Below are 24,638 nucleotides of genomic sequence, written 5' to 3' on the forward strand. Positions count from 1 at the left end.
CACGGGATGTCCTCGAGCTTAGAGCAGCTAGCCTTCCGGTCGAAGGTGCGCGGCGTGGAGGCGATGCTGTTAGATCCTTCGATAACTGAGGTCGAAGATCATGCGCCCGGCCTCGTGGGCCTTGTTTTCGAAGCTCGTGCGGATCCGGCCCTCGAAGCGCGGAGCCCATCCGCCCACGTGGTCCACTCCCTCATTGGGCCCGGTGTGCTCGGTGCTGACCGGTGCTCGGCCTTCCTTGACGGGTGCTCCGCCCACCATGGATTCCACGCCGGATTCCCACACCTGGGTGAGGGGGCTTTCCGCGCCGGTCCGCTCGCCGTCGTGCAGGTTTTCAAACTCAGTGGAGCCGGCGAGGACTTCGCGGACGTGGATGGCGTAGTTGGACCAGTCGGTGGCGATCCGCCACAGGCCACCCTTCTTGAGGGACCGCGCAGCGAGTTCGGCGAACGCGGGCTGGATGAGGCGGCGCTTGTGGTGCCGGGATTTGTGCCACGGATCCGGGAAAAAGACCCAGAGCTCGCTCACCGAACCCGCGGGGAGCATGGTGGCCAGGACCTCGGGGGCGTTGGCTTCCACCACTCGGACGTTGCTGAGCCCGCGGCTGTTGATCTTGATCATGGTGTTGGCCAGGCCCGGAGTGTAGACCTCGACAGCGAGGAAATCCTTGTCCGGGTTTTCCTCCGCGGCATGGCACACGGCATCGCCGAGTCCTGAACCGATTTCGACGATCAGCGGCGCCTTGCGCCCAAATTCCACTTCGGCGTCGAACACGTAGTCCGGGTGCACCGAGGTGTTGGCGACATGCCGTGGAACCTGGATGGCCCAGCGGTCCGAGTGCTCCTCCCACGCGGCCTGGCGACGGCCTTGAAGGCGTGTCCCGCGGCGCACAAAGCTGACCGGCCGGCCACCATAGGTGCCGAAGGAGGCTTGGCTGCCGGGGGTCACAGGGCGCGGAGACTGCGGCGTTTCAGGGGATTCTGGGGATTCACTCATCCCCTCCAGAATACCGTCGCACGGTCAAAGCCCCGCGGCGGAGCCGGTGTGTGTGGACAAACTGCCAGAATGGGTTGGTGACCCCCGCCTCAAGCGCTTCCAAGAACACCAGGCCGCATCCCGGCGTCCCCGGGATCCTCGTCGACGCTGAGATCGATGAGGTTCCCGCTGCCGAACCCACGCAGGTCAAGACTCGCCGTGGACTCGTCTTCCTGGGGATCTGCCTGGTGCTCATCGGCCTGAACCTACGGACGGTGTTCTCGAGCTTTTCGGCGGTCCTTCCGGAAGTCACCGCCGACGCCGGGCTGCCGGGTTGGGCGGTGGTCGTCCTCACCACTGTGCCAGTGACGTTGTTGGGTGTTTTCGCCCCGCTGGCGCCGGTCCTGGCCCGCCGTTTCGGTGCCGAGAGAGTGTTGCTTGGCGCGATGGCGGTGCTGACCGCCGGGCTGTTGCTGCGTCCCGTGGATCTCGCCGGTGCCGGGCACTTGCCCGCCCTACTCGCTGGAACGGCAGCGTGTGGCGCCGCGATAGCGCTGTGCAACGTGCTTCTGCCCGGAGTGGTCAAGCGCGATTTCCCTCACCGGCTCGGACTCATGGGCGGCCTGTATACGACGGCGATCTGCGCTTCTGCCGCGCTGGGCGCCGGTTTTACCTACCCTGTGTTCACGGCTGCCGGGCACTGGACTTCGGCGCTGTGGTTCTGGGCGCTGCCCGCCGCCGTCGTACTTTTGCTTTTCTTGCCGCTGGCGCTCCGCCAGCATCCCGTCCGCCACAACGCCGCCGACGGCGGTGCGAACGTGTGGCGTTCCGCCGTCGCCTGGCAGGTCACCGTCTTTATGGTGCTGCAGGCCATGATGTCCTTCAGTGTGTTTGCCTGGCTGGCACCGATTCTGCGTGATCGCGGGATCGACGGCGGGACGGCTGGCTTGATCGTGTCCGTTTCGATCGTGCTGCAAATGCTGGGTTCATTCCTGGCTCCGGGGCTGGCCGCCCGTTTCAAGGACCAGCGCGTCATCAACACTGTGGTGGCGCTCATGACCGGCGGCGGCTTCGCCTTGAGTATTTTCGGTCCCACGGACCTGATCTGGGTGTGGACCGGGCTGCTGGGCCTGGGCCAGGGCAGCCTCACGGCCGTGGCTCTGACCATGATCATGCTGCGAACCCGTGATTCCCACACGGCCGCGCATCTTTCCGGCATGATGCAGGGCGTCGGCTACGGGCTGGGGTCTACCGGAACGCTGATGGTCGGCCAGTTGCACCAAGCTACGGGTGGCTTCGCGGCGGCCGGCATCCTGTTCCTCCTGGTGGGTTCTTTGGCTGCTTTCTTCGGTTTCCGCGCGGGCCGGAACCGTTACGTCGACTAACCCAAGTAACTAGCAGTAGGTGTCGTTATGAGGGCTCATAACGACACCTACTGCGAGTCAGTTGGGAGAGTTTTAGTGCGTCAGGTCCTTGCCTTTGGTTTCCGGAATCGTGAAGGCGAACGCGATTCCAATGGCCAGCAGGATCACCGCGTAGACGTTGAACATGTTGGTCTGGCCGATGCTGCCCAACCAGGTCTGCAGGTACGGGGCAGTGCCGCCGAAAGCAGCCACGCAGATGGAGTACGGGACACCGACGCCCACGGTACGGATCTTGGTGGGGAAGAGCTCGGCGTACACGGCCGGGACAATCGAGGCGCTGCCGGCGATGAAGAAGAGCATCACGGACATGCTGACGGCCAACTGCCACGGGGAATCCTTCAGGAGCCACGTCATGGGGAAGTGCAACAGGGCGGCACCGGCAGAGCTCATGATCAGCACGGGCTTGCGGCCGATGCGGTCGGAGAGCTTGCCCCAGAACGGGAGCGAGGCGATGAACGCGATGTTGCCGATGACACCGGCCCACAGGGCTTCTCCGCGGTCCATCTTGAGGGTGGTTGCCGCATAGCTCGGCGCCACGACGCCCCAGATGTAGTAGACAACGGTTAGACCGACGGTCAGGCCGATCACCTGCAGTGCCTGCTTGCGGTATTTGACGATCTGCGGCCACATGGGCTCGTGCTTTTCCTTCGGCGCTTCGGCTTCGAACGCCTCCGTCTCTTTCATCTTGGCCCGCATGACCAGGGCGTAGATGCCCAGGGCGCCGCCCACCAGGAACGGGATACGCCAGCCCCACGCGTTCATGTCGGCCTTGCTCAGCACTCCGGTCAGGATGGCGCCCAGCAGGGTCCCGGCGAGGATGCCGGCGGTGCCGGAGGTGTAGATGAGCGTCGCCCAGAAGCCGCGCCTTTCCTTGGGTGCCATTTCGGACAGGTACGTTTGCGACGACGGCAGTTCGCCGCCGTGGGCGAGGCCCTGGATGAGGCGGGCCACCAGGAGCATGACCGAGGCCAGGGCCCCGACGGCCTGGAACGTCGGCGCGATGCCGATCAGCAGGCTGCCGAAGGCCGCCAGGCCGACGGCGAACGTCATGGAGGTCTTGCGGCCGATCCTGTCTCCGATCCAACCAAAGACGAAGCCGCCGAACGGCCGGGCCACGAAGCCGACGGCGAAGATCGCCAAGGTGGAGAGGACCGCGGACGTGGGGTCGGCATTGCTGAAGAGGGCGCTGGCAATGAAGGGCGAGAATGTGGCGTAAATAGCCCAGTCGTACCATTCGACGGCGTTTCCGATGCCGGTGCCAATGAGGGTCCGCAGATGGGACTTGTGAACCTGAACGGTGGCTGATGCGCCTACGGTGGCGGTCATGTCTTGCTCCAAGTGGCTGGGGTGGTGGTTAGTTGCCGGCGGCGAGGGTGGCGATGCGGGAGATCGCGAGCTCTGCGTAGAGCGCCGCACCGTCGGACAGGACGCCGTCGTCGAAGGTGGCGTAGGGGGAGTGGTTGAACGGTGAGGTGGTGTGGTCCACGCCCCGCGGCACGGCGCTGAGGCCTACGAAGGTTCCCGGCACTTCGGCGAGGACCCGGGAGAAATCCTCCGAGCCACTGATTGGCGTGGCCCAGCGGGAGAGCCGCGAATCGCCGAACATGCCGGAGATGACGTTCTCCGCGGTGTGGGTCTCGTCCTCGTCGGTGACGGTCATGGGGTATTCGCCGCGGTAGTCGACATCCACCTCCAGGCCGTGTGCTGAGGCGATGCCCTTGAGGAGTTGGGGGATGGCGGTCATCATCCGGTCGCGGGAGGCTTCCGAGAAGGTGCGGATGGTGGCTTCGAATCGGGCAGATTCGGGAATGATGTTGCGCTTGGTGCCAGCCTGCAGCACGCCGACGGTCAGGACTACGGGATCGAACATGTTGAACTGCCGCGTGATCATGACCTGCAGCGCAGTCACCATTTCTGCGGCTGCCGTGACGGGATCCTTGGCCGAATGGGGCGCCGAACCGTGCCCGCCGGCACCCAGGATGGTGACGAAAAGCCCGTCAGAGGCGCTCATCATCACTCCAGGCTTGGTACAGAACTGGCCATACGGTTCCAGGGAGGAGAAGACATGCATGCCATAGGCGGCGTCAACGCGGCGGCCTGCAGCGTCCAGGACGCCTTCGCGGATCATGTGGCCCGCGCCGTCGAACCCTTCTTCGCCCGGTTGGAACATCAGGACCACATCGCCGGCCAGCTGATGGCGCCGTTCGGCCAGCAGGGTAGCGGCTCCGGCGAGCATGGACGTGTGGAGGTCATGGCCGCAGGCGTGCATGGCGCCGTCGATCTTCGAGGAGAACTCGACGCCGGTGCGCTCCTGGACGGGAAGGCCGTCCATGTCGGCGCGGAGCAACACCGCTGGCTTCTGCGCAGGTTTCGCGGCAGGCGCACCGGGCGCGGTGCCGCGCAGGACTGCAGTGACCGACGTCGTGCTCTCGCCAAGGGTGATTTCGTACGGGAGTCCGTCGAGCGCCTTGAGTACCTTTTCCTGGGTGCGCGGGAGGTCCAGGCCGATTTCCGGCTCCTGGTGGAGCTCGTGGCGGAACCGGGCGATTTCTCCCTGCATCTCTTTGGCGTCTGCGGCGATCGACATCTGTTCTCCCGTTTCCTGAACGTTTGGTAAGTATCCATAGCCATTGTGGAGTGATTAGCCTCACAATCTCCTAAAGCCCTGAAAAAATTCAGGAGCATGCCAGAATTAACAGGATTCACGCACCGCCTAGGAGAGGATCGCTCATGGAACTCAGTGAAGAGGACCTGCGGCTGATCAATGCCCTCCAGATCTCGCCGCGGATCAGTTGGTCCGACGCCGCCGAAGTCCTCGACGTCCATGCCACTACGTTGGCCTCCAGATGGGACCGGCTGCGCGAGTCTGGAGCAGCCTGGACCACAGCCCACCTCATGGGCGATCCCAAGAATGCCTGCTTGGCGCTCTTGGACGTGGATTGCGAGATGCACCTCAGGCCCGAGGTCACAGCCGCGCTTGCTGCGATTCCCGAGGTCATCACGGTTGAGGAGGCCGCCAGCAACCGGGACCTCATGCTGACTGTGATCACCCAGGACCTGAGCGAGTTCAGCACGCGGCTATTGCCCAAGCTCAAGGAAATCCGGGGGCTCACCAAGTACCGGACCTCGCTCTGCACGCGGATCCACACCAGTGGCTATGCGTGGCGGCTCAATGTGCTGAGCCGGGCGGAGCAGCAGGCTCTGCGTGCCCTTGCCGGGCCGGAAGCGGCCAATCCGTCCGCCCCTTACGCGGTGGTCACCCCGCTGCCGGCGAGCCACATGGCACTTCTTCCCTTCCTCGCGCGGGATGGGCGGGCCTCCGCGGCGGAGATCTCACGTGCCCTGGGGCGCCACCCTGCCACGGTGCAGCGGCAGCTCGGCCGCGTGCTCGCGAGCCGGATGCTGTCCTTCCGCTGCGAAATTGCCCAGAAATTCTCCGGCTTTCCCATGACGTGCCAGTGGTTCGCGAATGTTCCGGCAGGACAACATGAAGCCGCGGCCGCCGAGCTACGGGCCGTCAGGAACGTCCGGTTCACGGCCTCCACCACCGGGAGTACCAACTTTGTGATCATCATGTGGCTGCGTTCACTGGCAGAGATCATGGAGATGGAACTAGCAATCCAGCAGCGCATTCCCGGGATCGAACTCGTCGAAAGCGTCGTGATGCTGAGCACGGCCAAGCGGGTCGGCTGGATGCTGAACCCCGACTCGACGGCGACTGGCGCCGTCGTACCTACCGCCGCCGGTGAGCTGGTCCCCGCAATCGAGCTGACGACCCCGGCGTAACTCGCGGTCCGCCCGGTGCGGGGCCCGGCCTAGAGGCGGGCGTTGTAGACGTCGAGTCCGAAGCGGTTAAGTCCCGGGGTGCCTGCGTAACCGAGGTACGGAAGGGCGAAGGTGTCCTCAATGCTCGCCAGCAGGCTGTAGTGATTGTAGGGGGTGGTGGACCAGGTGCCACCCTTGGTGAAGGGCGAGATGACCAAGGCGCCGACGCGGCCGCCGCCCTCCCCGACGATCCCGGGAAGCGGGGAGTTGGGTCCCGGGCCTTCGCCGCAGCACGCGCTGGCGTCCGATTGGGGGCTGTCGGATTCGTCGAAGGTGATCACCAGGACACCGTCTTGGCGGAACGCGGGAGACGAGGTGATCAGCGGAACATACTGCTTAAGCCATGCATCCGCGCTGGTCAGGCCGCCGGGCTGTCCGTCCACGCAGGGGGAGTCGTGTCCGTCGTGGCAGAGGTTCGGGGTGATCATGGACAGGTTTGGCGTGGTGGAGACCGAAGCAAGATCGGTCTTCAGGGCGCCGAGGTCCACATCGTTCTTGGCGCAGTCGGGTGATCCCGTGATCCCAGCGAAGTAGACAAAGGGATTGTGGCGGGCCGCATACTGGTCCCCGACCTTCGCCTTCTGCGTGTCATCGGGGGCGCCGAGGGCGGGGTGGCGGCATGGAGTACCCATGTCCTCCATGTAGCCCTTCCAGGTCTTCCCGGCTGCAGTCAATTGGCCGGCCACCGTGGGAACATCAGCGGGGAAGACACAGCCATCTCCCACGGCCTGGCCGGGGGATGCAGTTCCGGTCTTGGCGAACGGAGAGTACGTCTGGCAATCTGCCTGCATCTGCGGGTTGGGGCCTTGTCCGGAAATCTGGGCGACGTAGTTCGGTTGGGAGTTGTGTGCGGTGCCGAAGTACTGGTTCAACAGGACGCCCTGGCTGCGCAGCGTGGTGGAAAGGTACGGCGCGGCCGAACTTGGTCCCCACGTGGTGTCGTAGCCCTTGTTTTCGAGATTGATCACGAACACATGCTTGGCGCCGGGGAGATAGCCCGCGCTCTGGGTCGTCTGGGGTTGGCTTGCTTGGGCCTGCGTCTGGTGGATGCCGAATGCAATACCGGAAACGGTCAACAAGACAACCATCAGGGCCGCAAATCCGAGCCGGAGCCTGGAAATGGTGAAGGTTTTGAATGTCATGGCAGGATCCATCCGTCCGCTAGAGCCTTTTGTTTCAAACCAGCCCACTCTTCTTCCGCGGGCGGTCCGACGGGAGAACATGCCGGTCCGGCGACATAGGGCGGCACGAGGTACGTCGGGGCCGCCAGATTCGGTGCTGATTGGAAATCGAGCACCTCGGCGATGTTTCGGGCGGCGCTGTCCCTCGGTGTCAGGGCTTGAAGCCCCCAGCGCCACTCGATGGCCTTCAGGATTGAGGTGTGGTCGTACGTATCGTGTGCCACGTGGCGCCTGCGGGCCCGGGGTGAAACAACCAAGGACGGGACGCGGAAGCCGCGCCTGGCGGTATCCGGATTGCTGTCCGGTGCTGTTTCCGGGGGCACGTGGTCGTAGAACCCGCCCCACTCGTCGTAATTGACCACCAGCATCGTGTTGGCCCAGTTGGGGCTCTTGGTCACTGCGTTGTAGACCTCTGCCAGGAAGAGTTCGCCGGAGCGGATGTCTGCGTGGGGGTGGTCATCGCCGGAGGTTCCGCTGGATTCATCCGTGAAGCGCGGATCCACGAAGGAGACTGCGGGAAGTTTCCCGGAACTGCAATCGCTGAGGAATTCCGAGTAGTGCTTCGAGATTCCGAGGTACTTGGTTCCCCAGAGCGCGGTGAAGGGAATGTCGCCGTAGTAGTACTTGCCCTGTACGCCGGCAGCTGCCAGGCGGTCCCAAATCGTGGGCATGGTGCTGGTGACGGTCGAGTTGTGGAGCCTGTCTGTGGCCGCCGAGTGCTGATAGAAACGATTTGGATAGGTCTCGGCCAGGGTGGCAGCGAAATAGCGGTCGCAGACGGTCCAGTCGGGGCCCGCCTGGCGCCAAAAGTCCACGTCGCTTGAGTCGTAGTATCCCACCGCGAATTCATCGTTATCACCGGCTCGCAGCCAGCCGTCGTTCTTGCCGTTGTTGAACTGGATCCGGCCGCCTTCGTAAGAATGATCGGGGTCGGGATGGGCGCAGCCCTGGAAATCCGTTAGGTGGTGCGTCGTGTGGGGAATCCCGTAGCGGTCAACGTACGTCAGGCCGGATTGCTTTCCATCAGCCCCGGGCATCCAGCCAAGGAAATGGTCGAAGGAGCGGTTTTCCATCATCACCACAATGATGTGGTCGATGCCCGAAGCACCGGGTTGAGGGAGTGGGGTCGCAGCAGGAGCGGCTCCCATGGTCGCCCCGCTGACAAGGGTCGCCGCCGTGGCGGATCCGGCGACTGACAGGAAATTGCGTCTTGTGAAGTTCACCCCAAGAGTCGATCACGGAATGATTACGGGCACAATCGATAGTTGGCTATTTAATACAGTGTTCGCTCAGAGTTAATTTCAGATGAACATTAATCACTTGAATGGATTTTAATTGTGGCACCAAACTCGTTTGGGCTTCTAGGCTGGGATGATGACTAGCCACGACGCGACAGCCGGCATCCTGCAACGCCCGTACCTTTTGGCGACTGTGGGTGCCTGCGCGCTGGTTTTCCTGGCAGCTTTCGAATCGATGGCCGTCACCACCATCATGCCGCTGGTGAGCCGCGAACTGAACGGCGCCGGACTCTATGCTCTGGCGTTCGCCGGGCCCCTCGCCACTGGTGTGATCGGGATGGTAGCCGCAGGGAACTGGGCGGACCGGCGTGGGCCGTCCGCTCCGCTGTACGCTTCCGTGGCCCTGTTCGCAGCGGGACTGCTCATCGCCGGTACCGCGGGTTCCATGCCGATGCTCGTCGCTGGGCGGCTCGTCCAAGGCCTCGGTAGCGGCGCCATGACAGTCGCACTGTACGTCGTGATCGCGAGGGTTTACCCCGCCAGGCTGCACGCCCAGGTCTTTGCGGCGTTCTCGGCTGCCTGGGTCATTCCTTCGATGATCGGGCCTTTCGCGGCCGGCGTGGTTGCCCAGTTGAGCAGCTGGCACTGGGTTTTCCTGGGCGTCGTGGGCCTGGTGGTTCCGGCGTTGGCGATGATCCTGCCCGCCATGCGCGGCATGCGTTCCGCGCCCGACGTGCGGGAGGCAGGTTCCACGAAGACCGCGCCACGCCAAGCAAAGCCCGACGCCGCGGACGTTCCCTGGGCGTTCGGCCGCATGGGATGGGCTGCGCTCGCAGCCCTTTCCGTCCTCGGCCTGAACCTGTCCGGGCAGGTGCCCGGCGTGGGTTGGGTGATCGCCGCCGTCGCGCTCGTCATCGCAATGCTGGCCGTGAAGCCATTGGTTCCCCGCGGCACCCTCGGCGCACACCGCGGCCTGCCGAGCGTCATCCTTATGCGTGGAATCGCCTCCGCCGCGTTTTTCGGCGCCGAGGTCTACGTTCCGTACCTGCTGACGGAGCGCTACTCCTTCACCCCGGCGTTCGCCGGACTCGCGCTGACTGGATCGGCCCTCGCCTGGGCAGGAGCGTCCGCCGTCCAGGGCCGGCTGGGTTCCAGGCTTGGGAATGCCGTGGCTGTCCGGATCGGTTCTGCGCTGGTGCTCGGTTCAGTGGCCGTTCTCCTTGTGACCACGGTGTTTGCGTGGCCGGCCGCGGTGGCGATTGCGGGTTGGCTCTTCGCGGGCGCCGGTATGGGCCTGATGTACCCGCGCCTGAGCGTCATGACCCTGGCACTCTCCCGCCCCGAGGACCAAGGCTTCAACAGTTCGGCAATGTCCATCGCCGATTCCCTGGGAGGCGCCCTCTCGCTCGCCGTGACGGGACTCGTCTTCAGTGCGCTGACGACGACGGTGGCCTCCTTCGCGGGAGTGTTCGCGCTGACGTCGGGGATCGCCGTCGTCGGACTCATCATTGCGCCGCGCGTGGCGGGCAGGCGGCCTCCGGGCGGTCCGGGTGGTCAGGGCGCGGAGGCTCACCGCGCCGAGGAAGCCGACGACGTAAGAGCCTAAGACTTTCTGTGGGCCCGGAGCACGCTGTCGACGGTGGTGGCCTGCTGACCGTCCGGACCGGTCACCACGCGTTCTCGGGATTCAGCGACGTTGATTCGCCACGAGCCAGGGCCGCGGGTGAGCGCGTCTACTAAGTCTTCGGGAGTGAAGAACTTGTCCTTCATTTCCTTGTGCGCGCTCCACGGAGTCAGGCCCTCCGGGTGATGCCCCACCACAAGCAAAGCCCCGCCGGGAGCCACGGCTGCTGCGGCCGAGGCAAAGGAATCGCGCCACGGCAGAAGCGGAGAGTGAAGGAATTGGTCGGACACCAGATCAAAGGCCTCGCCCGGACGCCATGTTGCGAAGTCCCTCTGCAACCAGGTCATCCGGTCCTGTAGCCCCGCTTCGATCGCATGGGCGGCTGCCCGTTCAAGCGCGACGGCGGAGACATCCACGGCGGTCACCGTCCAGCCATGCCGGGCGAGCCAGATGGCGTCCGCGCCCTCCCCGCAGCCCAGGTCCAGGGCGGTGCCAGGAGTCAGGCCTGCGGCTTCCGAGATCAGCTGCGGATTGGGATTCCCGCTCCATCTCTTCGCTTTTTCCTGGTACACCTCGTCCCAAAACTGCGCTGCGTCAACGCCGTGGTTCGGTTCGCTGTGAAGGTGGGCTCCGCCGTCGTGCTGGTGCGTCATGGCTCAAGCGTGCCCTGACGTGCCCCCGCGGGGCAACGGCCACCCACCCAACTGGCTCGCAGTTGTTGTCGTTTTCAGGCCCTAAAACGACAACAACTGCGAGTTACTTGGGCAACAAAGACCCCCGTGGAAAGGTGGGCTGTCCGCGGATGCTAGAATGGACTTACTTGATGTGCAGTGATGCCCGCTTAGTCCCGGATTCGGGGAGTGGGCTTTTTTCATGTGAGAGGCACATCCTGCGTCGATGAACGCGTTTTCTCTGGTCCCGGCCACGGCTTATTGCCTACCGGTCGATCACTGACTTTTTCCTCGGCGAACCCTTGGCCCAACCGGCGTCGGGGGACGATGTCCGTTGGACACCGCCAGAAAGACCCTTGAAACACATGACTACTTTTGCTGCCCTTGGCACGCCCAAGGCCATCGCCGAGTCCCTCGCTGCAGATGGCATCGAAGAAGCCTTCCCCATCCAGGTCAAGACCCTCCCGGATACGCTCGCAGGCCGCGACGTCCTGGGCCGTGGCCGCACGGGCTCCGGCAAGACCATCGCTTTCGCTATCCCGCTTGTGGCACGTCTCGCCGAGCGCGAAGCCAAGCACTTCCGCAAGCCCGGCCGCCCGATGGGCCTGGTCCTTGCACCGACCCGTGAGCTCGCCACCCAGATCAACGCCACCATCGAACCGCTGGCCAAGGCCATGGGCCTGAACACCACGGTCATCTACGGTGGCATCTCCCAGGCACGCCAGGAAAAGGCCCTGCGTGCCGGCGTCGACATTGTCATCGCCTGCCCGGGCCGCCTTGAGGACCTCATCCGCCAGCGCATCCTGACCCTCGAAGCTGTCGAGATCACCGTCTTGGACGAGGCCGACCACATGGCCGATCTCGGCTTCCTCCCGGTGGTCAAGAAGCTCATGGACATGACTCCTACCCAGGGTCAGCGCCTGCTCTTCTCCGCGACGTTGGACAACGGTGTTGACAAACTGGTCAACCGTTACCTGTCCAACCCGCTGACCCACTCCGTGGACGACCCCCAGGCTGCGGTCACCACCATGGAGCACCACGTCCTGGTGGTCAACGACCAGACCGTCAAGAAGCAGCTGATCGTAGAGTTGGCCTCCGGTGCCGGCCGCCGCCTGCTCTTCATGCGGACCAAGCACCACGCACGCAAGCTCGCCAAGACCCTGACCGATTGCGGCATCCCCGCCGTCGATCTCCACGGCAACCTGTCACAGAATGCCCGTGACCGTAACCTTGCCGAGTTTGCCAGCGGCGAGGTCCGCGTCCTGGTGGCCACCGACGTCGCGGCCCGCGGCGTGCACGTCGACGACGTCGAACTCGTCATCCACGTGGACCCGCCCACAGAGCACAAGGCTTACCTGCACCGCTCCGGCCGTACGGCCCGCGCAGGTTCAGACGGCACCGTCGTCACGCTGACACTTCCCGAGCAGCAGTCCGACGTCAAGAAGCTCATGAAGGCTGCCGGCGTCGACGTCTCGTTCGAGCGCGTCACGGCCAGCTCCCCGCTGGTTGCCCAGCTCGTGGGCCAGGTTGCCGACAAGGTTGACCCGCGCACCCGTGCGGCACTGCTCGCAGCGAAGGCCCAGCAGCCGGGTGGCGGCACCTCCACTGGTGCCAATGCCCAGCGCAAGCGCAACCGCCGCACCACCCAGGCTGCACCCACTGCGGGTGGCCGTGGTGGTCGCGGAGGCCGTGGCAAGGTTGCCTCCGAGCCGGTACGCACCGACATCAACCGTGCGGATCGCCGCGCAGCAGCGAACGACGACGTCGCCCGCAGCTCGCGTGGTCGCGGCAATTCTGCTTCCACTCACCGCAATGACGTTCCCGCTGCTCAGGGACAGAACGGTCGCAGCGGCCGTCCGGCTACCGGTCAGCGTGCTGCCGGTGGCAATCGCTCGGCGTCGGCTCCGCGTACCGAATCCGCAACTGCTACACGCAGCAGCGGCAACAAGTCCGTGTGGTCCTCCAACACGGGTGGCAACTCCGGTGGCTCGTACGGCTCGGGCTCGGGCAACTCGGGTTCGGGTCGCCCGGCCCGCAGCGGCCCGCGCCGTGCCTCGGCTCCGGCGTCGAACGAGCGTCGCGGCCGCTAGGCCGGTTTGGGGCCCACGCACTCCACTGGACATGCTCAGCGTGGGCAATGAGGAGTGGACATATTCCTGATATGTCCACTCCTGGGCTCAAAGAATGAGCATGTCCATAGGGATTACCAGCCGCGCTCGCGCCATTCCGCAAGGTGTGGCCGCTCCGCGCCGAGTGTTGTCGGATCTCCATGGCCAGGATGCACCACGGTGTCATCCCGGTAGGCCTCGAACAGCCGTTCGCTCACGTCGTTCAACAGCGACGTGAAGCGGGCGGCATCGTTCTGCGTGTTGCCAACCCCTCCGGGGAACAGCGAATCGCCGCTGAAAATGTGCGCGGGCCCTTCCGGGTCCAGGTACACGTAGGCGATTGAACCTGGAGTATGGCCGCGCAAGTGCACCGCGGTGATGTCGAAACCGTCGAAGTTTCCCACATCGCCATGGTGCAGCGGTACGTCCACGGATACCGGCAGCGCGTCGGCGTCGTCCACTCCGGCCGTGGTCTTCGCGCCCGTGGCTTCCACCAAACCGGGAAGCGCGCGGACGTGGTCCCAGTGCTGGTGCGTCGTGGCGATCAGGGCCAGCTTCGGGGTGGCCTTGGTGTCCGCAGCCGAGTCCTCGATCATCCGCTGGATGGCCGGAAGGTCGTCCGCGGCGTCGATCAGGAGCTGCGTCCCGCTTGCCTTCGCGGTGAGCAGGTACGCGTTGTTGTTCATCTCGCTGACCGAGATTCGCCGGATGGTGATGTCACGCAGTGAATGAATGAGTGAGTCCATTCGTCCACTCTACGGAAGCCGCGTGCGGCCGGCCGGTTACTCGCGGCCCTGCGAAACCCAGGTGGGATCCGCGGACCGGGAGCCGACGACGGCGTCCGCGGCGCCGTCGAGCACGTCCAGTTGGGCGGCACTCAGCTGGAGGGACAGGGCGCCCAGGTTTTCGTCGATCCGGTGCGCCTTGCGTGTGCCGGGGATGGGGACCACGCTGAGCTGGAGGCGGCGGCCCTGGGCGAATAGCCAAGCCAAAGCCACCTGGGCGGGAGTTGCATCCCGGCCGGTGGTCTCGGACAGCTCCGCGGCCACGGCGCGAACCGCAGCAACAACTGCTTGGTTGGCATCGAGGGCGCCGTCGGCAAAACGGGGGATGCGGTGCCGGAAGTCGTTGTCGCCGAGTTGATCGGCGCTGACGGTTCCCGTGAGAAAGCCCCGGCCAAGCGGCGAATAAGGTACGAAACCCACACCAAGCTCAGCCGCAGTCGGGACGACGTTGCGTTCAACGTCCCGGCTCCAGATGGACCACTCGCTCTGCACAGCGGAGATCGGGTGCACGGCGTTGGCTTCCCTCAGCTCCTCGGCTGTCACTTCAGACAAGCCCAGGTGCCGGACCTTGCCTGCCCGGACAAGGTCTGCCATGGCCTCCACGGTTTCCACAATCGGAACGCGGAGGTCACGGCGGTGCATGTAGTAGAGGTCAATAACGTCGGTGCCCAGGCGGCGGAGGCTTGCTTCCGCCGCCTGGGCCACATAAGCGGTATCTCCCCGGACGTCGGTGTAACCATCGCGCGGGTTGCCCACGATTCCAAACTTGGTGGCCAGTTGGACCTCGTCGCGGCGATCTTTCAGCAGTTTTGCGATCAGTTCCTCGTTGTCACCCGCGCCGTAAATATCCGCGGTGTCAATGAAGCTGATGCCAGCATCCACGGCATGGTGCAGCGTCTTGAGGGATTCGGCGGGATCCACCTCGCCATAAACGGGCGTCAATGCCATCCCCCCGAAACCGAGGGGGCTTACGGTCAGGCCGTCGCCGAGCTGTACGTTCGTGGTTTCCGGGCTCATGGTGGTTCTCCTTCGCCGAGTGTTCGTCTCATTGCTGGCAACTCCGGGGGGAGGGGGAGTATTCCGCTTGCCTGGCGCTTAAGGTTGGGCTGGCTCGGTCACTTCATCGCGCTTTTCCGTGGGAAGGGCCTTCAACCCCGCGGCGCAGCCCACGATTCCGGCAATGAACAGCAGCTTGAGCGGGCTGGCCGGTTCGACGCCGGTGGCCATCGCCCAGCCGACCGTCAGTGCCGCCCCGATCCCGACCCAGACGGCGTAGGCCGTGCCAAGGGGAATCCGCTTCACCGCGATGCCAAGGCCGATCATGCTGAGGGTCGCCGTCACGGCGAAGACCACGGTGGGAATGGCTTGGCTGAAACCGTCGGACAGGCCGAGGGCCGTTGCCCACACCGCTTCGAGGACGGAGGAGGCCAGCAAAATGGCCCATGCAAACTTGGCGTCCATCGCTACGCCACCACCTTCAAGCCGACCACGCACACGCCGATACCGGCGAGCAGCAGCAGCCGGGCCGGCGTCGGGCGCTCAACTTTGGTGATCATTGCGTATGCGGCCGTGAGGACGACGCCTACTCCCACCCACACCGCGTAGGCGGTGCCCGTGGGGATGGATTGCATCGCGAAGGCCAGGCCCGCGGTGCTCGCAATCACGGTGACCAGGAAGATGGCGGAGGGGACCGGTTTGCGGAAGCCGTTGGAACGGTGGAGCGCTGCGGCCCAGACGGCCTCGAGCGCACCGGACAGAATGAGGACAAACCACGACATGACAGATCCTTTGGCCAGTCTTGTCGCGTGCCGGGTACTGAACCGTCGTCCGGAGGTCCCTGCGCGGACCTTCCTTCGAGGCTAGCAAATCCCGACGCCGGGCGGCCAGCTTTGGTGGCGAGCCTCACCCGGTCGCGGGGCTCACGTGGGGACATGCCCAGTCGTGAGCTCTAGCAAGGGACATGTCCACCGCTGGGGTTAGCGAGTGGGCATGTTGTGGTCACCATGAGGGACATGTCCAGCGTTGGGGTCAGCGAGTGGGCATCTTGCTGTTATGTCCAGTGCTGGGACCTACGAGTGCGCATGCTCCACGCGGTCGATCGAGATAACGGCCAAGAACCCACGGCCCAGGATTTCGGGGCTGCGGGTGTCCGAACCGACTACGGCGTCGTAGCGCGCGAGCTCGATGGGCTCGTCAGTCGGCGCGGCGGCGGTTTCGCCGTCCGCGGCGTCGGCAGGCTCCGTGCCGGGCGTGACAGTAGCCTTGCCCTCCAAGAGGACGGCCATCTGACCCTCGAACACCGGGTGCGCGCGCTTCTTCGAGAGCTCGATGATGGACGTGTAACCCTTGAATTCGCCGGCCCGGGCGATCACGTTGAGGTCGCGGATGTCGCCGGTGGGGAGTGCGCTGGAAGAGGCTGCCTCACCCGAGAACCGGAAGGGCCGATACTTTTCCAGCGGATGCTCTTCGCCGTCCACCGTGAGCAGCAGCAACTCGCCGTCGATCACTGTGATGACGCGCTCCATGCCGGGGAAAGTCGAGAAATCGCCGGCCGATCCGACGTCGGCGATGCTGACGCGCCAGTCCCACGCCCCGTCCTGCGCCGATGCTGCTTTCGGATGGCTGGCCAGTTCGCGGGTCACCCCGCCGCCGTTGCGCCACGGTTCAGGTCTGAGCTCGGCAAAACGGATGATCTCCATATGCTCCAGCCTAGCCCGAGCCCGCCTTTGGCTGGCTGAACGCTCGCGTAACATCGGCGCAATCTTGGCCCGGTTCAACAATCCCCGGGGCCCTTGCTAACGTCGTAGGGAGGTAAACGGTGGGAGGCGCGGAATGTTCGTCAAAGTGTGTGGCTTGAGCACGCCGGAATCGGTGCAGGCTGCCGTCGAGTCCGGCGCAGACGCAGTGGGTTTCGTACTGACGACGAGCCCGCGCGAGGTATCGACCGACCGGGCCCGAGACTTGCTGGTCCATGTACCGGAAGGCGTCACCGCCGTCGGAGTCTTCCGTCACGAGACCGCCGTCGACGCCGTCGCAACCGCCCTCGAGGCCGGTCTCGAATGGGTCCAGCTGCACGGAAGCCGCTCGCCGGAAGACGTCAAGACAGTGCACGACGCCGGCATGCGGCTGATCAGGGCCGTCACCATGGGTGCTGCACCCGCGGAGTTCGACGACTGGGGTGAGGAGTTGCTCCTGATCGACGCCGCCGTGCCGGGTTCGGGGGAGGCCTGGGACTATTCCTCGGTCCGGAAACTGGGCCTGGGTGGGCGCCACTGGTTGTTGGCCGGAGGGTTGACCCCGTCCAACGTCGGAGCAGCGACGCAGGAAGCCGAGGCTTGGGGCGTCGACGTGTCCAGCGGTGTGGAGTCGTCACGCGGTGTGAAGGACCTCGACCTCGTTCGCGCCTTCGTCAAGGCCGCCAAAGCCTGACACCCCCGCCAAACGCTCGCTCACGTTTGGTGCCCTTTCGCCAGACGCTCGCTCACGTTTGTCCCCCTTTGGCGCCATGCTCCTGCAGATGATGTGAGCGAGGGTTCCAGGATTAGTGAGCGAGCGTTGCAAGAAACCCTTGACAGTCGCTGTTCGACATCGCATATTTAACACATCGGTTAATTAGCTTAATAGTTAAATACAGAGGCCCCAAAACATGTCCACAGATCGGCTCAGTCTCATCTTCTCGGCCCTCGCCGACCCCACCCGAAGGGCAATTTTGGCCCGGCTTTCGGAGGGTGAAGCCACCGTGAACGAGCTCGCCGAACCGTTCGACATCAGCCTTCCCGCCGTCTCGCGGCACCTCAAAGTCCTGGAAACCGCGGGGCTGATCAGCCGGAGCCGGAATGCGCAATGGAGGTCTTCCAAGTTGGAAGCGGCACCACTGCGCGAAGCCACCGAATGGATGGACAAATACAGGCGGTTCTGGGATGCCAGCTTTACTCGCCTTGATGCCCACCTACGCAAGATTCAGCACGATTCAAAGAATCCAGGAGTCAAGCAATGAACACGGAACAGCACATCCTCACCATGACCCGCGAATTCGATGCCCCACGGGAGATCGTCTTCGAGGCCTTCCTGGACCCCGATCAGCTCGCCGCATGGTTCGGGCCCGTAGGTGTTGATTCTCCGCGCGACCGGATTGTCGTGGAACCCAAGGTGGGCGGCGTCTGGCAGCTCGTCATGACCTGGGATGAGGACGGCGCCCCCAAGGAATCGCCTATTGACGCCGTCATCACCGCTTACGATCCGCCCGCCCTCCTTGTCGCCACCCAGAAAGCAGAGCCCGACGCCGGGATCACGCTCTTGCTCGAAATGCGCCTTGAGTTCGAGGTGCTGGAAGGCGACCGCACGCGGCTTCATCTCACCCAAGGCCCGTTTGACTCCGAAGAATGGGTTGAAATGACCCGCGAGGGGTGGGGTACGTCGTTCACCAAGCTGGACACCCTGCTGGTGCGGGATTAGGGAGCGGGCCAAAGGCCGCCAGAAGTCAACTTGGAAGGTCGGGGTCCGTTCGGGCTACACTCCACGGCGGGGACAGAATGCCATTGACTCCGGAGACCGAACGGTTCCGGAGACACACGATCAAGCAGAATGCGACCTTTGAAAATCCTTGTTAAACCTCTTAACGGCCCTATCCGCTACCTGACAGTCGCCTTTTTTGCCGCTTTGGCATTGTCTGGTTGCTCATCGCAGGCAGGCACCGCGTCGGCGGGCACGCCGTCGCCATCTGCCGTAGGCGATTCCGCATCCGCAAGCCCAACACCGTCGTCGGGGCCCTTTGGAGGCTTCGCTTCGGCGGCCGAGATGTGCTCCACTATTTCGCAACAGGCCACGGGAGCTTCGTTGCTGCCTATGTCTGCAGCGCAGGGAAAGACCGCTGAACTGGAGCAATACAAAGCCGAGCTTGCCGCTACGGCCCAGCGCGTTCCGGATGCTCTCAAAGCCGATTTCACCAACCTGAAGGACACCGCGATCGCAGGTTTGAAAGACCAAACCGTGTACTCGAGCGGCAAGTTCGAAAAGGCGATGGCTCCCGTTACAACCTGGCTGAGCGCCAACTGCAAGTAGGCCCTGGCTCACGGTGTCCCGCCGATGGCCTGCCCTGGCGCTCCTAGGTGAGCGGGCGTTGGCCAAAAGGCCCGCACGAGTGAGCGGGCGTCTGCCAAGAGGGCCGCATAGGTGAGCGAGCGTTGCGGGTGAACCCAACTGACGCAACGCTCGCTCACCTTTGGGCCCAAAAATAGAGCATCCTCCTTCAGATCATCTGCGGGAGGGTGCCGCCGTTTGGGCTCATATGTGGGTGAGCGCTGGGCAAAAGGGGTTCATATTTGAGCGGGGATCTGAAGATCAGGGGGATTTCAGGGCGAACCCCTAGGCCCTGGCCGCATCCCGCAAGGGACAATGGAAGATATGAAAACCCTGCTTAACATCATCTGGCTCGTCTTCGGCGGCTTCGTTCTGGCCTTGGGATATTTCATGGCCGGAATCGTCTGCTGCTTGTTGATTGTCACTATCCCGTGGGGCATCGCGTCGTTCCGGATTGCCTCGTACACGTTGTGGCCGTTTGGTCGCATGGTTGTCGACAAGCCCGGAGGCGGGGGAGTCTTCCCGCTCGTCGGCAACGTCATCTGGCTGCTGGTTGCGGGCATTTGGATCGCGATCGGCCACGTGGTCACAGCTTTCGCTATGGCCATCACCATCATCGGGATCCCGCTGGCCATCGCCAACCTGAAGCTCATTCCGGTATCGCTCATGCCGCTGGGCAAGCAGATCGTGCCCAGCAACCGCCCGTTCGTCAGCACCTACCGCTAGCCTCCCCCCATAAGGCACCACGAACTGTTCCGGAGTAGCGTAGGCCGTGTCTGCACTGCCTCCCCTCGAAAGGAACAGTCCATGTCCGCCGCCAGGAACACCGTTGCCAAGAACATCGTCGCCACCCTCAAAGCCAACAATGTCCAGCGCGTCTACGGGATACCCGGAGATTCGCTGAACGGATTCACGGACGCGCTGAGGGAGGAAGACAGTATCCGGTGGGTCCATGTCCGGCACGAGGAAGCCGCCGCGCTGGCAGCCGCGGCAGAGGCGGGTCTCACGGACGAGTTGGCTGTGTGCGCCGGATCCTGCGGCCCCGGCAATCTCCATCTGATCAATGGGCTCTACGATGCCAACAAGTCCAGGGTCCCTGTGTTGGCCATCGCCGCCCACATACCCAGCGAAGAGATCGGCAGCCAGTACTTCCAGGAGACGCATCCCCAGGAGTTGTTCCGGGAATGCAGCGTCTACGTCGAGCACGTCGCACATCCCAGCCAGATGCCCCGGATCCTGGAAATCGCCATGCGGGCCGCGGTCGAGAAGCGGGGCGTCGCCGTCGTCGTGATTCCCGGTGATGTTGCCCTCGCGGAGGCACAAAGCGACCGGACCGCGGTAATCCGGGCCGCCCGCCCGGAGATCCGGCCCAATAGCCTCGAACTCGCCGAGGCGGCGGACATACTCAACGCGGCCGGCAAAGTGACTATCCTCGCGGGTGCCGGCACCGCGGGTGCGCACGCGGAGGTCATGGCGTTGGCGGACGCGTTGGCGGCGCCGATTGTCCACGCGATGCGGGGCAAGGAACACATCGAATACGACAACCCGTTCGACGTCGGCATGACCGGCCTTTTGGGGTTCAGTTCCGGCTACCGGGCGATGGAGAGCTGTGAGGCCTTGCTCATGCTGGGCACCGACTTTCCGTACCAGCAGTTCTATCCGGAGAACGCGAAGATCATCCAAGTAGATATCAGGGGCGAGCAGCTCGGCAGGCGCGCCCGGATCGATCTTGGCCTTGTGGGCACGGTCAAGGACACTGCGGCCTCGCTCCTGCCCTTGATCAAGCGCAAGGCGAAACGAACACACCTCCAAGCTTCGCTCAAGCACTATGCGAAGTCGCGCGCCAAGCTCGATGACCTCGCCTCTCCGGCGAAAGACGGACAGCCCATCCATCCACAGTTCGTGGGCAGGCTCGTGGATGAGCTGGCGGCCCCGGATGCGGTTTTCACGTGCGATGTCGGGTCCCCTACCGTGTGGGCCGCCCGCTATCTGACGATGAACGGCCGACGCCGGCTTCTCGGCTCGTTCAACCACGGAACCATGGCGAACGCCCTCTCGCACGGCATCGGGGCGGCGGCTGCGTATCCCGGGCGCCAGGTGGTTGCCCTGGCCGGCGACGGCGGGCTGACCATGCTGCTCGGCGAACTGATCACCTTGGTGCAGAACAGGCTCCCGGTCAAAGTGGTGGTCTTCAACAACTCCTCGCTGAACTTCGTGGAGCTCGAAATGAAGGCCGCCGGCTTCGTCAACTACGGCACGGACTTGGAGAACCCGGACTTCGCCAAAGTCGCTGAATCCCTGGGGATCCGCGGCATTCGCGTGGACAATTCCTCGGGGCTGCAGGCTGGCCTGGCTGAAGCCCTCGCGCACGACGGCCCGGCCCTCATCGATGTCCGCACGGCCCGGCAGGAACTGTCCATTCCACCGGCAATCAGCGCCGAACAAGTCAAGGGCTTCACGCTCTACGCGATCCGGACTGTCCTCTCCGGCCGCGGCGACCAGCTGATCGACCTCGCGAAGACCAACATCCGCCAGATCTTCTGACCGGACCCCGGCGCGGGACTAGGTTGCAGAGGTGTCGCCTTGGGCTCCAGCAGCCGCGGCCAGGCTTATGGTTACTGCCATGGGCAATAGAAATCCAGAAGTGGACACCTGGCTTCAGCAGTACGACAACCCGCACCGCGAATTGCTCGGCCAGATCAGGGAATTCGTCCTCTCCGTAGACCCCCGTTTGTCCGAAGCCATTAAATGGCAGGCACCCACCTTCATATACAAGGGAAACATTGCCTCGTTCTTCCCGCGATCAAAGAAGAACGTCACCCTGATGTTCCACCAGGGCGCGTCGATTGCCGATGAACTGGGCCTGCTCGAGGGTGACGGCGAAGTCTCCCGGGTTGCGCGTTTCGTGGACAGCGCCGATTTCGAGGCAAAGAAGCCGGCGCTTGAGGCCGTGATCCTGGGGTGGATCAGGGAGAAGGGCTAACCGGCACGCAGGCTTTGCGGGCACTCAGGGCCGCCCGAACGCACCATCCATCAACAGGGCCACAGCGAATCCGGCATCAAGTTCGGCGGCGATCTCGACGTCGTCGGCGTACCCTGCACCGATCAGCTCCCGGCCGCTTGAACAGCCTTGCAGGGCGTCGCGGAGCCGGGGCTCGGCAGCGTTGAATACTGCCATCGAGGCCTCAGCCTCCGGCGAGAAACCTTCCCTGCCGTCTTCCGGGGTGAAGCCGCCACGGCCCGCGGCAGCGAGCCCGGCAATGAAGGCCCCGGCCCCGATCTGATCCTCCACAGCTGGCCGGAGCGGACCGCCGGGCCATCGCTCACCGGCCGCGATCACCGCGACTACGGCGTCAGGGGGCAGTTCGGACACCATCCAATCCGCGGTGGCGGCTGCGTTACGCAGTGACACTGCTGCAATGAGCGGCACTTCCCGCGCGAGTTCATGGGCAAGTGCGGAACCGTTGGGCGAGGGCAGGACCACACGACTCAAGGCCGGTGCGTCGCGAAGGCTCGACGGCGAGAGGCTCAGTCCGCCGCCACCCCTCGGACCCGCCAACAGGGCACCGTGGTGGGCTGCGAAGTCCTCCGCACCCGCATCCATCCACGGGTAAGGGAACACCATGGCGCCGCGATCGACGGCGACGCTCACGCACGTGGTGAAGGACAGTACGTCAACCACAACGGCAAGATCGGCTCCGGACGATATGGCGCGGGCGCCGTCGAGCCCCCACTCAAACCTCACCGCGAACGGAAGCTGCCGGTGCACCATCGCGGCCGTGGTCATGACAGTTCGGCCTCCAGGTTGCGTTGGGCGGCATCCAACCAGAGGCTTTTCGCGCGCTCGCTGTGAAAGAGCGGATCCAGGGCGAGTAATTGGCGGACCACCGCGGCCCGGCCGACAGCAAAGTCGGCATCGCTGACGTGGGCGTAGTCCTCGCGGACAGCCGTCAGGTAGCGCGCGTAAGCGGCGGGTTCCGCGCCGAGGATGGACAGATCGGCGTCGCACAGGAGGGCTCCGGCATGATCATCCGGCGCGGGGCTATGCGTGGAGGTCAGCCTGACGAGCCGGGCAACTTCGTCCACGACTGACTCGGGAAGGCCTGCAATGGCGAGGCGGTCCTCGGCCAACTTGGCTGATTCTTCCTCGTCCTGTCCGGCGATTCCTTCATAGACGGCGTCGTGGAACCACGCGGCAAGGGTGACCGAGCGCGCTGGAAGCGCGGGGTCGGTAAGGAGGTCCAAGGCTTCGAGTACCGCCAGCAAATGCGTGCGGCTGTGATACTTCCGGTGCTCCTCACCCCAGCGTTCCAGGAGTTCGAAACCCAGCTCCTCATGTCCCGGAAGCGTCGAATTCCAGCGCTCCAGCAGGGGCACCGTGAGGGCCTTGCTCCGCTCTCGGGCAGGGATGCGCAAGCCGCTCGCGATCAGCTTGCGCACCAAAATTCGGGCCTCAATGGGGATGGCCCCGGCGGACAGGAGATCCTGGTAGCGGCGCTCGGGGACGTCGTAGTGGTCGCCGTCGAAGGCCCGTTCGGGGATTCCCGCGGCCTTGGCAAAAGCATGCAGTTCGTCGAGCGATGTGTCCGAGACCAGATGGGAAAAGACTGTCCCGTGCGCGGGCCACAGCGGCGGATCAACGTAGACGGCCATGGCCTGCGCCCGGACGGACTACGAGTTCTTCTGGGTGGCTGCCGCAGAGAGCGAGGTCAGGCCTTTTTCGAAGTCGCCGCCCACCATCTTGTCCATGTTCATGAACAACGCGAAGATCTTGCCGATGCCTTTGTTCTCGCCCGTCATTGTCCACGTGACGCGGGTGCCGTCGCCTTCCGGGACGAAGGTGAATTCTGTGGGGTTGACGGCCTTCATTGGCTTGGTGAATTCCAGGCGGATGTCGATCTTGCCGGGCTCCTCGGAGCCGACGATTTCCATGTTGCCGGTGCCTGCCTTGTTGTTGCCGCTCCACGCATACTTTGCTCCGACGCCGGATTCGTTGCCCGAGTAGCTGCGGCTCAGCTTGGGGTCAACCGCCTCCCACGGAGACCATTTGGTCCATTCGTGGAAGTTGTTGACGAGCGGGAAGATGTCCGCGGGAGCCGCGGGGATGAGTGCATTGCGGGTGACTGTGAAGGGTGCCATGTGCATATCGTACGGCGGTTTGTAGTGATAGTGGGTCCGGGCCGAGCGCTGCGTCCCGAACGCGGCGCGTGGCCCGGACCCACGTTGTCGCGAGCGTTACATGCCCGGGATGTCGAGTTGCTCGTAGATGTGGATGGAGGCTTCCGGTGCCATGAGGAAATGGGGGTGGCCTTCGAGGAGCTTCAGGGCTCCGTCCATGTCCTCCGCTTGCAGGACGCTGTAGCCGCTTACGCCGGTCTCGGCATCGGACACTCCGGAATTCCCGACAATCTTGCCTGCGCCGAGGGGCGTACCGAGATCAACAATCCCGTCACCAGCTCGCGTGGCCCAGTCCGTCCACAGCTTCATGCCTTCCGCTGCTGCCTCGGGAGTGCTGTCAGCCATGGCCGATTCGGCCGATTGCGGTGCATTGTAGAGAACAACGAACTTCTTCATTGCGCGTCCTTTTTCTCAGCTTGCCGGGTGGGTGATCCGCCCAGTCAGAACCGATCCTAGGGCCAGGAGCCGCAAACGGCGAGGGGCTTTTCCACATAGGTAGGGTGAACTATGGACAGTAGTTTCGCCGTCGGCAAACATGGATCGGGAGGGCCGG

Annotated in this window: 26 protein-coding genes and 1 riboswitch; of the genes, 11 read left to right on the forward strand and 15 right to left on the reverse strand. The window is 64.2% G+C overall.

Going from position 1 to position 24,638, the window contains the following annotated elements; all coding sequences use genetic code 11:
* Positions 1 to 69: 69 nt before the first annotated feature.
* Complete coding sequence (trmB, locus tag OOZ51_RS12040; protein ID WP_265979832.1) at positions 70 to 993, reverse strand: tRNA (guanosine(46)-N7)-methyltransferase TrmB; 924 nt, start codon at positions 991 to 993, stop codon at positions 70 to 72.
* 77 nt (positions 994 to 1,070) lie between these two features.
* Here trmB and OOZ51_RS12045 point away from each other — a divergent pair, with 77 nt between their 5' ends.
* Entirely contained in the window at positions 1,071 to 2,357 is a 1,287-nt protein-coding gene (locus OOZ51_RS12045) for an MFS transporter (RefSeq protein ID WP_416346375.1), read from the forward strand.
* A gap of 72 nt (positions 2,358 to 2,429) precedes the next feature.
* On the opposite strand, the gene OOZ51_RS12050 is transcribed toward OOZ51_RS12045, so the two are convergent.
* Both OOZ51_RS12050 and OOZ51_RS12055 read right to left on the reverse strand, forming a co-directional pair.
* Positions 2,430 to 3,722 (reverse strand): MFS transporter, encoded by a 1,293-nt coding sequence (locus OOZ51_RS12050; protein WP_265979833.1) that lies wholly within the window; start codon positions 3,720 to 3,722, stop codon positions 2,430 to 2,432.
* Positions 3,723 to 3,750: 28 nt separating this feature from the next.
* On the reverse strand, positions 3,751 to 4,983 hold the full coding sequence (locus OOZ51_RS12055; RefSeq protein ID WP_265979834.1) for a M20 metallopeptidase family protein: 1,233 nt from the start codon (positions 4,981 to 4,983) through the stop codon (positions 3,751 to 3,753).
* Between the two features lie 143 nt (positions 4,984 to 5,126).
* On the opposite strand from OOZ51_RS12055, the gene OOZ51_RS12060 reads away from it, so the two are divergent.
* Positions 5,127 to 6,182, forward strand: coding sequence for an Lrp/AsnC family transcriptional regulator (locus OOZ51_RS12060; protein WP_265979835.1), 1,056 nt, complete (start codon positions 5,127 to 5,129; stop codon positions 6,180 to 6,182).
* A 29-nt stretch (positions 6,183 to 6,211) separates the two neighbouring features.
* On the opposite strand, the gene OOZ51_RS12065 is transcribed toward OOZ51_RS12060, so the two are convergent.
* Positions 6,212 to 7,363: an alkaline phosphatase family protein gene (locus tag OOZ51_RS12065; RefSeq protein ID WP_265979836.1), complete on the reverse strand. Its 1,152-nt coding sequence runs from the start codon at positions 7,361 to 7,363 to the stop codon at positions 6,212 to 6,214.
* A complete protein-coding gene (locus OOZ51_RS12070; protein ID WP_265979837.1) occupies positions 7,360 to 8,625 on the reverse strand; it encodes an alkaline phosphatase family protein in 1,266 nt (421 codons plus the stop codon). Before OOZ51_RS12070 ends, OOZ51_RS12065 begins: the two co-directional genes overlap by 4 nt.
* 151 nt (positions 8,626 to 8,776) lie before the next feature.
* On the opposite strand from OOZ51_RS12070, the gene OOZ51_RS12075 reads away from it, so the two are divergent.
* Positions 8,777 to 10,246, forward strand: coding sequence for an MFS transporter (locus OOZ51_RS12075; RefSeq protein ID WP_265979838.1), 1,470 nt, complete (start codon positions 8,777 to 8,779; stop codon positions 10,244 to 10,246).
* Here OOZ51_RS12075 and OOZ51_RS12080 read toward each other — a convergent pair.
* Positions 10,243 to 10,917 (reverse strand): SAM-dependent methyltransferase, encoded by a 675-nt coding sequence (locus OOZ51_RS12080; protein WP_265979839.1) that lies wholly within the window; start codon positions 10,915 to 10,917, stop codon positions 10,243 to 10,245. The two genes, OOZ51_RS12075 and OOZ51_RS12080, sit on opposite strands and share 4 nt — an antisense overlap.
* Before the next feature lie 383 nt (positions 10,918 to 11,300).
* On the opposite strand from OOZ51_RS12080, the gene OOZ51_RS12085 reads away from it, so the two are divergent.
* Positions 11,301 to 13,025: a DEAD/DEAH box helicase gene (locus OOZ51_RS12085; RefSeq protein ID WP_265979840.1), complete on the forward strand. Its 1,725-nt coding sequence runs from the start codon at positions 11,301 to 11,303 to the stop codon at positions 13,023 to 13,025.
* Between the two features lie 113 nt (positions 13,026 to 13,138).
* Here the strand turns inward: OOZ51_RS12085 and OOZ51_RS12090 are convergent, their stop codons facing one another.
* The 5 genes from OOZ51_RS12090 to OOZ51_RS12110 all read right to left on the reverse strand — a co-directional run bounded on the left by OOZ51_RS12090 (position 13,139) and on the right by OOZ51_RS12110 (position 16,527).
* On the reverse strand, positions 13,139 to 13,789 hold the full coding sequence (locus OOZ51_RS12090; protein ID WP_265979841.1) for an MBL fold metallo-hydrolase: 651 nt from the start codon (positions 13,787 to 13,789) through the stop codon (positions 13,139 to 13,141).
* Between the two features lie 36 nt (positions 13,790 to 13,825).
* A complete protein-coding gene (locus OOZ51_RS12095) occupies positions 13,826 to 14,845 on the reverse strand; it encodes an aldo/keto reductase (protein ID WP_265979842.1) in 1,020 nt (339 codons plus the stop codon).
* Positions 14,846 to 14,923: 78 nt separating this feature from the next.
* On the reverse strand, positions 14,924 to 15,289 hold the full coding sequence (locus OOZ51_RS12100) for a DMT family transporter (protein ID WP_265979843.1): 366 nt from the start codon (positions 15,287 to 15,289) through the stop codon (positions 14,924 to 14,926).
* Between the two features lie 2 nt (positions 15,290 to 15,291).
* Positions 15,292 to 15,606, reverse strand: coding sequence for a DMT family transporter (locus OOZ51_RS12105; RefSeq protein WP_265979844.1), 315 nt, complete (start codon positions 15,604 to 15,606; stop codon positions 15,292 to 15,294).
* A gap of 9 nt (positions 15,607 to 15,615) precedes the next feature.
* Positions 15,616 to 15,680, reverse strand: a riboswitch (guanidine-III (ykkC-III) riboswitch).
* 217 nt (positions 15,681 to 15,897) lie between these two features.
* Positions 15,898 to 16,527, reverse strand: a complete 630-nt coding sequence (locus OOZ51_RS12110) for a HutD/Ves family protein (RefSeq protein WP_265979845.1) — start codon at positions 16,525 to 16,527, stop codon at positions 15,898 to 15,900.
* Between the two features lie 133 nt (positions 16,528 to 16,660).
* Between OOZ51_RS12110 and OOZ51_RS12115 the strand changes: the two genes are divergently transcribed.
* The 7 genes from OOZ51_RS12115 (at position 16,661) to OOZ51_RS12145 (ending at position 21,890) form a co-directional block, all read left to right on the forward strand.
* Entirely contained in the window at positions 16,661 to 17,257 is a 597-nt protein-coding gene (locus OOZ51_RS12115; RefSeq protein ID WP_265979846.1) for a phosphoribosylanthranilate isomerase, read from the forward strand.
* Positions 17,258 to 17,474: 217 nt separating this feature from the next.
* On the forward strand, positions 17,475 to 17,825 hold the full coding sequence (locus tag OOZ51_RS12120; RefSeq protein ID WP_265979847.1) for an ArsR/SmtB family transcription factor: 351 nt from the start codon (positions 17,475 to 17,477) through the stop codon (positions 17,823 to 17,825).
* Positions 17,822 to 18,283 (forward strand): SRPBCC family protein, encoded by a 462-nt coding sequence (locus OOZ51_RS12125; protein WP_265979848.1) that lies wholly within the window; start codon positions 17,822 to 17,824, stop codon positions 18,281 to 18,283. Before OOZ51_RS12120 ends, OOZ51_RS12125 begins: the two co-directional genes overlap by 4 nt.
* A 129-nt stretch (positions 18,284 to 18,412) precedes the next feature.
* Complete coding sequence (locus tag OOZ51_RS12130) at positions 18,413 to 18,889, forward strand: hypothetical protein (protein ID WP_416346376.1); 477 nt, start codon at positions 18,413 to 18,415, stop codon at positions 18,887 to 18,889.
* 342 nt (positions 18,890 to 19,231) lie between these two features.
* Positions 19,232 to 19,633 (forward strand): YccF domain-containing protein, encoded by a 402-nt coding sequence (locus OOZ51_RS12135; protein WP_265979886.1) that lies wholly within the window; start codon positions 19,232 to 19,234, stop codon positions 19,631 to 19,633.
* 81 nt (positions 19,634 to 19,714) lie between these two features.
* A complete protein-coding gene (gene poxB / locus OOZ51_RS12140; RefSeq protein ID WP_265979850.1) occupies positions 19,715 to 21,451 on the forward strand; it encodes a ubiquinone-dependent pyruvate dehydrogenase in 1,737 nt (578 codons plus the stop codon).
* Between the two features lie 100 nt (positions 21,452 to 21,551).
* Entirely contained in the window at positions 21,552 to 21,890 is a 339-nt protein-coding gene (locus OOZ51_RS12145) for a DUF1801 domain-containing protein (RefSeq protein WP_265979851.1), read from the forward strand.
* Between the two features lie 24 nt (positions 21,891 to 21,914).
* Here the strand turns inward: OOZ51_RS12145 and OOZ51_RS12150 are convergent, their stop codons facing one another.
* The 4 genes from OOZ51_RS12150 to OOZ51_RS12165 form a co-directional block, all read right to left on the reverse strand.
* Positions 21,915 to 22,694 carry a 2-phosphosulfolactate phosphatase gene (locus tag OOZ51_RS12150; RefSeq protein WP_265979852.1) on the reverse strand — a complete coding sequence of 260 codons (780 nt, stop codon included), beginning with the start codon at positions 22,692 to 22,694 and terminating at the stop codon, positions 21,915 to 21,917.
* Entirely contained in the window at positions 22,691 to 23,560 is an 870-nt protein-coding gene (locus OOZ51_RS12155) for a DUF4031 domain-containing protein (protein WP_265979853.1), read from the reverse strand. The genes OOZ51_RS12150 and OOZ51_RS12155 overlap by 4 nt, the downstream gene beginning before the upstream one ends.
* Before the next feature lie 18 nt (positions 23,561 to 23,578).
* Positions 23,579 to 24,046 carry an SRPBCC family protein gene (locus OOZ51_RS12160; RefSeq protein WP_265979855.1) on the reverse strand — a complete coding sequence of 156 codons (468 nt, stop codon included), beginning with the start codon at positions 24,044 to 24,046 and terminating at the stop codon, positions 23,579 to 23,581.
* Between the two features lie 96 nt (positions 24,047 to 24,142).
* The gene (locus OOZ51_RS12165; protein ID WP_265979856.1) at positions 24,143 to 24,481 is read right to left on the reverse strand and encodes a hypothetical protein; all 339 of its coding nucleotides are present in this window, start codon (positions 24,479 to 24,481) and stop codon (positions 24,143 to 24,145) included.
* Positions 24,482 to 24,638 lie beyond the last annotated feature (157 nt).

The sequence above is a fragment of the Arthrobacter rhizophilus genome (genome assembly GCF_026241105.1).
GTDB lineage: Bacteria > Actinomycetota > Actinomycetes > Actinomycetales > Micrococcaceae > Arthrobacter.